Annotated in this window: 7 protein-coding genes and 1 tRNA gene; 1 reads left to right on the top strand and 7 read right to left on the bottom strand. The window is 44.7% G+C overall.

What is annotated here, in order from left to right:
* Positions 1-821: 821 nt before the first annotated feature.
* Together leuD and leuC are read right to left on the bottom strand one after the other, a co-directional pair.
* Positions 822-1,430, bottom strand: coding sequence for a 3-isopropylmalate dehydratase small subunit (gene leuD, locus ACM0OY_RS38460; RefSeq protein ID WP_414573969.1), 609 nt, complete (start codon positions 1,428-1,430; stop codon positions 822-824).
* A 165-nt stretch (positions 1,431-1,595) separates the two neighbouring features.
* Positions 1,596-2,999, bottom strand: a complete 1,404-nt coding sequence (gene leuC / locus ACM0OY_RS38455; protein WP_414573968.1) for a 3-isopropylmalate dehydratase large subunit — start codon at positions 2,997-2,999, stop codon at positions 1,596-1,598.
* Between leuC and ACM0OY_RS38450 the strand changes: the two genes are divergently transcribed.
* Positions 2,992-3,405, top strand: coding sequence for a hypothetical protein (locus tag ACM0OY_RS38450; RefSeq protein ID WP_414573967.1), 414 nt, complete (start codon positions 2,992-2,994; stop codon positions 3,403-3,405). The genes leuC and ACM0OY_RS38450 overlap by 8 nt on opposite strands.
* A gap of 31 nt (positions 3,406-3,436) precedes the next feature.
* Here ACM0OY_RS38450 and ACM0OY_RS38445 read toward each other — a convergent pair whose 3' ends face one another.
* The 5 genes from ACM0OY_RS38445 to ACM0OY_RS38425 all read right to left on the bottom strand — a co-directional run bounded on the left by ACM0OY_RS38445 (position 3,437) and on the right by ACM0OY_RS38425 (position 7,885).
* Positions 3,437-4,117 (bottom strand): hypothetical protein, encoded by a 681-nt coding sequence (locus ACM0OY_RS38445; protein ID WP_414573966.1) that lies wholly within the window; start codon positions 4,115-4,117, stop codon positions 3,437-3,439.
* A 126-nt stretch (positions 4,118-4,243) separates the two neighbouring features.
* Positions 4,244-4,591 carry a hypothetical protein gene (locus ACM0OY_RS38440; protein ID WP_414573965.1) on the bottom strand — a complete coding sequence of 116 codons (348 nt, stop codon included), beginning with the start codon at positions 4,589-4,591 and terminating at the stop codon, positions 4,244-4,246.
* Positions 4,592-4,643: 52 nt separating this feature from the next.
* A tRNA-Val gene (locus tag ACM0OY_RS38435) sits at positions 4,644-4,716 on the bottom strand.
* A gap of 176 nt (positions 4,717-4,892) precedes the next feature.
* A complete protein-coding gene (locus ACM0OY_RS38430; RefSeq protein ID WP_414573964.1) occupies positions 4,893-5,513 on the bottom strand; it encodes a flavin prenyltransferase UbiX in 621 nt (206 codons plus the stop codon).
* Between the two features lie 17 nt (positions 5,514-5,530).
* Positions 5,531-7,885 (bottom strand): ribonuclease R family protein, encoded by a 2,355-nt coding sequence (locus ACM0OY_RS38425; protein WP_414573963.1) that lies wholly within the window; start codon positions 7,883-7,885, stop codon positions 5,531-5,533.
* Between the last annotated feature and the right edge of the window lie 678 nt (positions 7,886-8,563).

Here is an 8,563-nt window from a genome sequence, read left to right as displayed (position 1 = left end):
GTCTTACATCAAGCGATGTGAATTGATTTTTTATTGTTTGTGAGAAATTTGCGTTTGACTTTAACGGAAGTTGTCAAGAAAAAAGTGAATAGGCAATAGATTTTTTCAAAAATCAAATCTGACTGCTATATATCAATGGGAGCATCTCACCTTTGCAAATATACCAGGCGATTAGAAATCGCAGCTACACAAACGAAGTCCGCCTACGCGGACTCTAAGAATTTGAAACCCAGGATCGGTAGCTTTTGCCTGTATAGCCGCGAATTCCATTCGCCAGGGCAAACGTGTTTTTACTTAAGGGTTATTTGTGTGAATAATCGGTCTTTGAAGACGCGATAAATCGCGTCTCTACATCTGACTTTTCACGGTATCTGGAAAACCCCTCTCCAAACCTCTCCCCTGCAAGGAGAGAGGCTTTGATTTCTCCCCCTTCCCTACTAGGGCTATCCATTACCCGGATCTTTCTCAACATTTGCGAGAGTATTCACTCACGTTTCTTACAACCCTTATTGGTCTGTTGTTAATTCTCAATAAAAACCTAATTTTAGCGAGAATATTAAGAGCCAATTTGTCAAGTATGCCTCACACCTCAGTGTTTAAGATGCTTACAAAACAAACGTTTCAAGATTGTAAAGAAAGATGTGACTAATGGATAGCCTACTAGGGAAGGGGGCTGGGGGGTTAGGTTTTGCGTTAGCTTTTCCACATGACGTGAAAAGTCAGGTCTCTACATGAGGGTTTTGGGCTTATCCCAAGCGTATTGTGCTACATATCAATACTCCCTATTCCCCACTCCGCTATATTTCTTCAGAGGTTTAATGCTAACTCGCAGCTAAATTTCCCCAACCGACGTAAGGCAATTTTGCAGCTGTTGTCCGAACTTGATCTGCGTTAGCTACTAACTGACCGCAAGCATCCCAGGTACCAGAAATGAAGGTGCTTCTTGTACCTTCATTAATGAAAACTGGTGTTGTAAAATCACCAATTTGTACTTGCAAAGTTTCCAGATTCACTGTTACATTTGCTTCGGGATTGGCGGCTACTAATTCTTGCAATTGTTTGACATTAGCAGCATCGGCTGTTAGGCAAGGTATACCCATTGCCACACAGTTACCGAAAAAGATTTCGGCGAAACTTTCACCAATTAGTGCTTGAATTCCCCATTTAGCGATCGCCTGCGGTGCGTGTTCTCGTGATGAACCACAGCCAAAATTTCTATTAACTATTAAAATCTTTGCCCCTTGGTACTGGGGTTGGTCAAAGGGATGTTCACCGTTTAATGCTTTGCGGTCATCGATAAACGCACCTTCGCCTAACCCATCAAAGGTAACGGCTTTTAAATAACGGGCGGGAATAATGCGATCGGTATCTATATCATTACCCACTAAAGGTATACCGCGCCCTGAAACTGTTTTAACTTCACTCACCATAAACTTAGGGATTGGGGACTGGGGACACTTCGACAAGCTCAGTGCATCGCTGGGGACTGGGGGAAGATGAGGGAGATGGGGAAGAGGAAGCCAAAAGGTAAAAAGCACTCATTAAAAAGAAAAGAATCTTTTGACTTTTGACTTTTTAATGCCCCATGCCCAAAATTACAACAACTCGCGCACGTCTGAGACTTCGCCTTTAATAGCGGCAGTAGCTACCATTGCCGGACTCATTAATAATGTGCGACCAGAGGAGGAACCTTGCCTTCCTTTAAAGTTACGGTTAGAAGAGGAGGCGCTAATTTGTCTTCCTTGTAGTTTGTCAGGATTCATCGCCAGACACATGGAACACCCAGGTTCGCGCCATTCAAATCCAGCTTCCTGGAAAATTTTGTCCAGTCCTTCAGCTTCTGCTTCTTGCTTCACCCGTTCAGAACCAGGGACAACAAAAGCTTTGACTCCTTCAGCAACGTGGCGACCTTTGGCGATTTTGGCAGCTTCTCGTAAATCGCTAATTCTGCCGTTGGTACAACTGCCAATGAAGCAGACATCGATTTTGATGCCTTTGATGGGTTGACCTGGGTATAAATCCATGTAGCGGTAAGCTTCTTCGGCAACAAAGCGGTCTTCTTCGGGCAGTTCTTCCGCCTGAGGAACAAACTGGTTAACATTGATACCTTGACCGGGAGTAATTCCCCAGGTAACAGTGGGAAGAATTTCCGCAGCGTCAAAGACCGCTACATCGTCGTATTCAGCATCAGCATCACTTTTGATGGATTCCCACCAAGCCACTGCTTTGTCCCAATCTGCACCTTTGGGGGCAAAATCTCTGCCATTGAGGTAATCGTAGGTGACTCGATCTGGATTGACGTAGCCGCATCTGGCACCGCCTTCGATCGCCATATTACAGACTGTCATCCTCTCTTCCATATTCATTTGTTCAAAGGTAGTACCTGCAAATTCGTAGGCATAGCCCACGCCACCTTTAACACCAAGGGTGCGGATGATATGTAAAATTACATCTTTAGCGTAAACACCAGGCTTGAGAGTGCCGTTAACTTCAATTTTGCGGACTTTCAGTTTGGAGAGGGCGAGGGTTTGGGAAGCCAGAACATCCCGGACTTGGCTAGTACCAATCCCAAATGCGATCGCTCCAAATGCACCATGACTTGATGTGTGGCTATCTCCGCAAGCGATGGTCATTCCTGGTTGGGTGAGTCCCAGTTCTGGAGCGATGACATGAACTATACCTTGACTACCAGAACCAATATTGTAAAAAGTTATGTTATTTTCTTGACAGTTTTGCTCCAGCGCTTCGATCATTTCCTCTGCCAAGGGATCGACGAAAGGACGCGCCTGATTTTCTGTAGGCACAATATGGTCTACTGTAGCGACGGTACGCTCAGGAAACAGCACTTTTAAACTTCTCTCACGTAACATAGCAAAGGCTTGGGGACTAGTGACTTCATGAATGAGGTGAAGCCCGATAAATAGTTGCGTCAGCCCTGAGGGAAGTGTACCAACAGTGTGTAAGTCCCAAACTTTATCAAATAAGGTACCTTTGCTCATACGTCAATCGGTGTTTAATGAGTCAGAGTTATCATGGTATCAAAAAAAAGTCAGACTTTTTCTATACGATTTATTGACCAAGGGAGCAGGGGATGAAGAAAATGAGAGGGAGGAAGGAAATGAGGGAGATGAGAATGAAACTTTTGAACCTCTGAGCTTCGTCGTTGAATATCTGAGCTTAGTCGTTGAACCTCTGAGGTTCGTCGTTGAATATCTGAGGTTCGTCGCTGAATATCTGAGCTTCGTCGTTGAATATCTGAGGTTCGTCGTTGAATATCTGAGCTTCGTCGCTGAATATCTGAGGTTCGTCGTTGAATATCTGAGCTTCGTCGCTGAATATCTGAGCTTCGTCGTTGAATATCTGAGCTTCGTCGCTGAATATCTGAGCTTTAAACTTCTAGTTTAAACACTGCCTCATCACCTCATGTCCAATGCTCTTAGCTATTTGATGATTGTCCGAGAAAAATGACACTTGCCAAAACTTGTAATTTTTTGAGTTCGCGGACAAGACCTTGAGCTTGATGCTTATAAAGTGGTGTTGGCAGTAGACTAGGTAAATTATTCATCAATTGCTTAGCAGTAACCAAATTACATCCTGTAATCAAAGCAATTTTTTGTGCAGCATCAGCAATTGCATTTGCGATTGGAGCATTTTCAATTTGTACTTGCCAAAGCCGAGGTAGCATTTCACCCCATTCAATGCGCTGTAAACTGCTACTAGCGGCTAGAACAATCAAGCGATCGCCAGCACAAAGATTAACATCATTCCAAGGCATTAACAAATAATTGTCTTGCTTAGCTCTCTGATACAAAATCGGCACAACACCGTAGCCATGAGCGATTTCCGATAAAAGCCAGCCATTGAGTGTATCGCCTTCTTCGATGTTGTATTCCGTGACCATAACTATTTGAGCGTTCAAATGAAACAAGCTCAAAACGTTTTCCCCAAAAGCAGCACAAGCAAAAACTTCCGCTGACAAAGCTGGACCACACACAACTTGAGCGTAAGGAAACAGAGAGGCGATATTCTCACTAAATTGACGATCTTGAGAGCGAATAATTAAGCGACTGGCAGGGTTGATGGCATGAGCCATCAGACCAATTTCCAGATTTTCCATGCGATCGTCACCGACTAACTTGACTAGTGGCGCTAGATGGATTCACTTTCTTGTGATGGCAATACTCGATACTGCTGGCAGCATTTTAACCAGAACTTAACTCTCTACGATTTACGCATTGTCACACTATGTCAGGGGATTATTGCCATTACCTCCTTGCCTCAATAGATATTCCCAAATCCGTCGAATCTCGTCTTGGAATATTTGGCGATCGCGTTCAGCTTGTTCTCTATTTTGTTGAGTTAATTCGATGTTATTCAGTGTGATTTCTCGTACGTAATTCACATCTTGAGTTAGTTGAGCGATCGCCTTAGTATTCGCTTGCTGCTGCGTTGCTACAGCAGCTAAAACAGCTTCTATCCGGTCTAATCTATCTGGTTGGTTTTGGCTCATAAAAAATACTCTTGGAAGTTTGGGCGATCGCAAACCCCAATACCAAATGCGATCGCTCTCAATCTGGGTAAGTTTTACCACTACACTATGCTTCCAATTAAAAAGCCGCCCTGTAAGGCGGCTTTTTTAAATATGGGCAGTACCAGACTCGAACTGATGACATCCTGCTTGTAAGGCAGGCGCTCTACCAACTGAGCTAACCGCCCTTTTGTCTCACGATTATATAATATAGCAAAAGATTTACCATTGCGCTAGTGTTTTTGGAAAAATATTTTTTTAACCTAGACGCTTTGCGCCTGACCGTAAGCATCAGAGAATCATAGAGAGAACAAGCCCAAGAATCACCTCTTGGAATCCCACCCCTTGAAGGGGTGGGAGGATGTCAATTCCTCCCTTGCCAGCGCTGAATTGGGATACAGTCAATATCTAATTGATCTAAAGCACGGGCAACTACAAAATCAACTAAATCCTCAATGGTTTGAGGATTGTGATACCAGGCGGGAATGGCGGGGACAATTCTAACTCCAACTTCTGCTAAGGAAGTTAAGTTACGCAGATGGATCAAGCTAAAAGGGGTTTCGCGGGGGACAATCACCAGTTTCCGACCTTCTTTGAGTTGGACATCAGCTGCGCGTTCTAGTAAATCGGAACTCAAGCCAACTGTTAGCTTTGCCACTGTACTCATGCTGCATGGAATAATGATCATTCCCAGAGTGGCAAAGGAACCACTGGCAATTCCAGCACCAACATCACCCCAAGGATGACAGCGTAGCTTACCAGAAAGTGGGACTCCTGCTTGCTCTCGCCAGAATTGTTCTTGCCCTGTTGGTTCTGCTGGCATCCGAATTTCCTGTTCTGACTGCCAAACCATGTAAGTTGATCTAGAGGCAACCAGTTCAAGACTATACTCTGCTTCCAACAGAAATTTGATAGCGCGAACGGCGTAAATCAGACCAGATGCGCCCGATACGCCTAAAATCAGGGGTTTAGTTTGATTTGACACATAATTCCTAAATGTATTTACTCATCCTCAGCATAAGGGTCTAAATCGTCATGTTCAATGTCATTTGATAAGTAGAGGTCTGAGATATCTTCATTAGAGCCACTGCCAGGTAAACCTTTGGCTACACCATCGCTGCCGACAGTTACCAAGTCAATTTGCTGACGGTAGTAATCAACACTCTTAACTTGTACGGCGACGCGATCGCCTAGTCGATAGGAAGCGCGATTTTTACGGCCAAATAGTGCTTGCTGTCTGGCGCGATATTCATACCAATCATCTTTGAGAGAACTGACGTGTACCAATCCTTCTACTCTCAGGGGTATACCAGGATTAGTGCTAGATTCAATCTCAGCTGCTGGTACTTCAATTTCCACAAAGAAACCGTAGGATTGAACACCGGTAATCACGCCTTGAAATACCTCACCAATCCGCTGCTTCATCAGTTGGGCTTTTTGCAGTCCTGCTAAATCAGCTTCGGCTTCTTGGACTTCTTTTTCTCGGTCATTGATTTGGACAATTACCCTAGTCAAATCGCTTTGCAGTTCTTGTTGCAATTCTGGGGGTAAAACGTTCCAGTTAATTTCTGCGTGGCTGGAGGAATGGCGCAAGTTAACTTTCTCTCTCACACGGGTGTTACGGCGATCGCGTCCATGTTCGAGTAGTGTATAATACACTCTCTGCATCAACAAGTCTGGGTAACGCCGCAAAGGGGCACTAAAGTGGACATACTGCCCTAGCGCTAAACCAAAGTGAGATCCTTTGGTGGTGCTATATGCAGACGGTTTGAGAGTATCTTGCAACAAATACGTCAGAACTTGCTCAGAAGCAGATTCGCTAAAAGCTCTAGTCAAATGCTGATAATCTAAAGGTTGGATATCCGCTTCTGGATCTAAAGCTAGGTCAACGCCTAAATTGATTGCCAATTTCAGCATTTCCTGAACATCTTCGATATCAGGTGTGCCTTGGACTCGCCAGATAGCCGGAACACCAAGGGCGTTTAAGTGAGTTGCCATCAGTTGATTAACTAGCAGCACCAACTCAGTTAGTAGCGATCGCACTGGTAAATCATTTACCACCACAGCCCCTAGAATCCCTTCATCATAATATGGGTTTTGGCTGGGCGGCAGATTCAACTGGAGGCTACCACGATTTAACCTGACTTGTTTTAAATCTCTTTGCAAGGCTCGGAGGTTTTGCAGTATTTCCAACACCTCTGGGGATTGATTGTGAAATTCACCTGTAAGAATTTCCTCAGCTTGTTCTGTAGTTAGTGCAGTCTCAACGTTGATAACGCTGGGTTGAATTTCCCACTCTACTATTTGTCCTGATTTGGGATCGATGGTAATTAAAAAAGAGATGGTTAAGCGATCGCTTCCCGGTACTAAAGAACAGCGTTCTGCCACAGTTGGTGGCAACATTGGCAGTATTAATTCTCCCAAATACACTGATTTGCCTCGTTTGAGTGCTTCTCTATCTAGGGCTTCATCAGGTTGCACATAGTGAGAAATATCAGTGATATGAACTCCCAAAAGCCAATTTCCGCTGGGGTTTCTCTCCAAACTGAAAGCGTTTTCGATTACCCTGGTGTCTCCATTTACACCTTCAATCGTGACGGTAAACAACTTACGTAAATCTAAGCGATTTTTCAGGTCTGCTTTTAAGAGCTTTTTGGGCAACTTGGCAGCGGCTTCGACGACGTTATCTGGGAAAGTACGTGAAAGGTCGTGTTTACATGTTACTAAATCTATATCAGCAGCAGCTTCGGCATCGCTGCCGAGAATTTGCACTACTCTACCCAAAGGAGGGTATTGAGCTAAGGGATAACGCAAGACTTCCACATGGGCGAGGTGATCGATGGCTTCTTCTAATTTCGCACCATTGGGTTGAATCTTGAGTTCAAACAGCAGTCGGTCGTCTAGAGGCACAGCCCGAAAACCGCTTTCTACTTGCTTAATTCGTGCCAGTAATGTGTGGTTGGAACGTTCTAAAATCAGCTTCACCTCTCCTTCGGGAGAGCGACGACGACTGCCTTCTTTGAGAACTCTTACTAAAACGCGATCGCCATTCCAAGCATTACTCAGATGGCTTTCACGAATGTAAATATCTTCAGCACCTTCCACATCTTGAATCGCAAAGCAAAAACCTTTACTCGAACAACGGAGTTTTGCTTCGATGATTCCCTCTTCTAAAACACGGCGATACTTGCCCCGTTCTTTCACCAAAATACCGATTTTTTCCAGAACATCTAAGGCTATGTGAAGTTTTTGTAAGCTTTTTTCATCTTCACAACCAAGTTTCTTTTCCAAAACTTTACGAGCCACCAATTTATCATCGGTGAAATTGGCAAGGAGTGTAGCGATTGAAAATTCCATGCAGTGAACCGACCTTTGGTCAAAACATCATTTTTTTAATCTGGTTCTTTCCTGTATGCCCTCACCAAAGAAGGCGAAAAGTTACCCCTGTCGGTTGACAAAGAGTTAAGGAGAAAGGGGAAAAATACTACTGTTGAGACCTTTCCCCTTTTCCTTTTAACCTTTCCCTTCTTGTGTTTTCCCTTTCACCTTTTTTACCCTGATTAAGAGCTTAAAGGGTTTTGACGGCTTACAGAAACAAGCTGGAAACGAATTGCCCTGAGGCAAGGCTTCCTAAGTTCGGAAGAAAGGAAGCCAACCTACCGTTGTGGGAAACTACTCCCGAAGTTGTGTTGAGCCGAGGAAGCCGACCCACGGACAACTCTGGGCGTCTTTTGGACTTCTCACTGCACGATGCTCTCAAAGTTTGCCTGGTTTAAATTCCTTCATCTAACCAAACTTAGAAAGTACGCCTGATAGAGATTTAGCCCCGCTAGGTAATTATGCGACGGTTTTTGAGAAGCTGGGTTTGGAGAACTCTCCATGCTGCCCAAAGCGCTATGCAGGGTAGCCAGTGCGGTCTTGGGGTCTCCCCAAGTGGAGGAGCCAGTTCGGTCTTGGGGAGCCAGTGCGGTCTTGGGGAGCCAGTGCGGTCTTGGGGAGCCAGTGCGGTCTTGGGGAGCCAGTGCGGTCTTGGGG

Source organism: Nostoc sp. CCY 9925 (assembly GCF_963920935.1).
In the GTDB taxonomy this organism is placed as follows: Bacteria; Cyanobacteriota; Cyanobacteriia; order Cyanobacteriales; family Nostocaceae; genus Nostoc.
This window is presented reverse-complemented; position numbering and strand designations above follow the sequence as displayed.

What these genes read in the sequence shown, in the direction of transcription:
- leuD (WP_414573969.1), bottom strand. Translation starts at nt 1,430, where the DNA reads ATGGTGAGTGAAGTTAAAACAGTTTCAGGGCGCGGTATACCTTTAGTG.
- leuC (WP_414573968.1), bottom strand. Translation starts at nt 2,999, where the DNA reads ATGAGCAAAGGTACCTTATTTGATAAAGTTTGGGACTTACACACTGTT.
- ACM0OY_RS38445 (WP_414573966.1), bottom strand. Translation starts at nt 4,117, where the DNA reads ATGGAAAATCTGGAAATTGGTCTGATGGCTCATGCCATCAACCCTGCC.
- ACM0OY_RS38425 (WP_414573963.1), bottom strand. Translation starts at nt 7,885, where the DNA reads ATGGAATTTTCAATCGCTACACTCCTTGCCAATTTCACCGATGATAAA.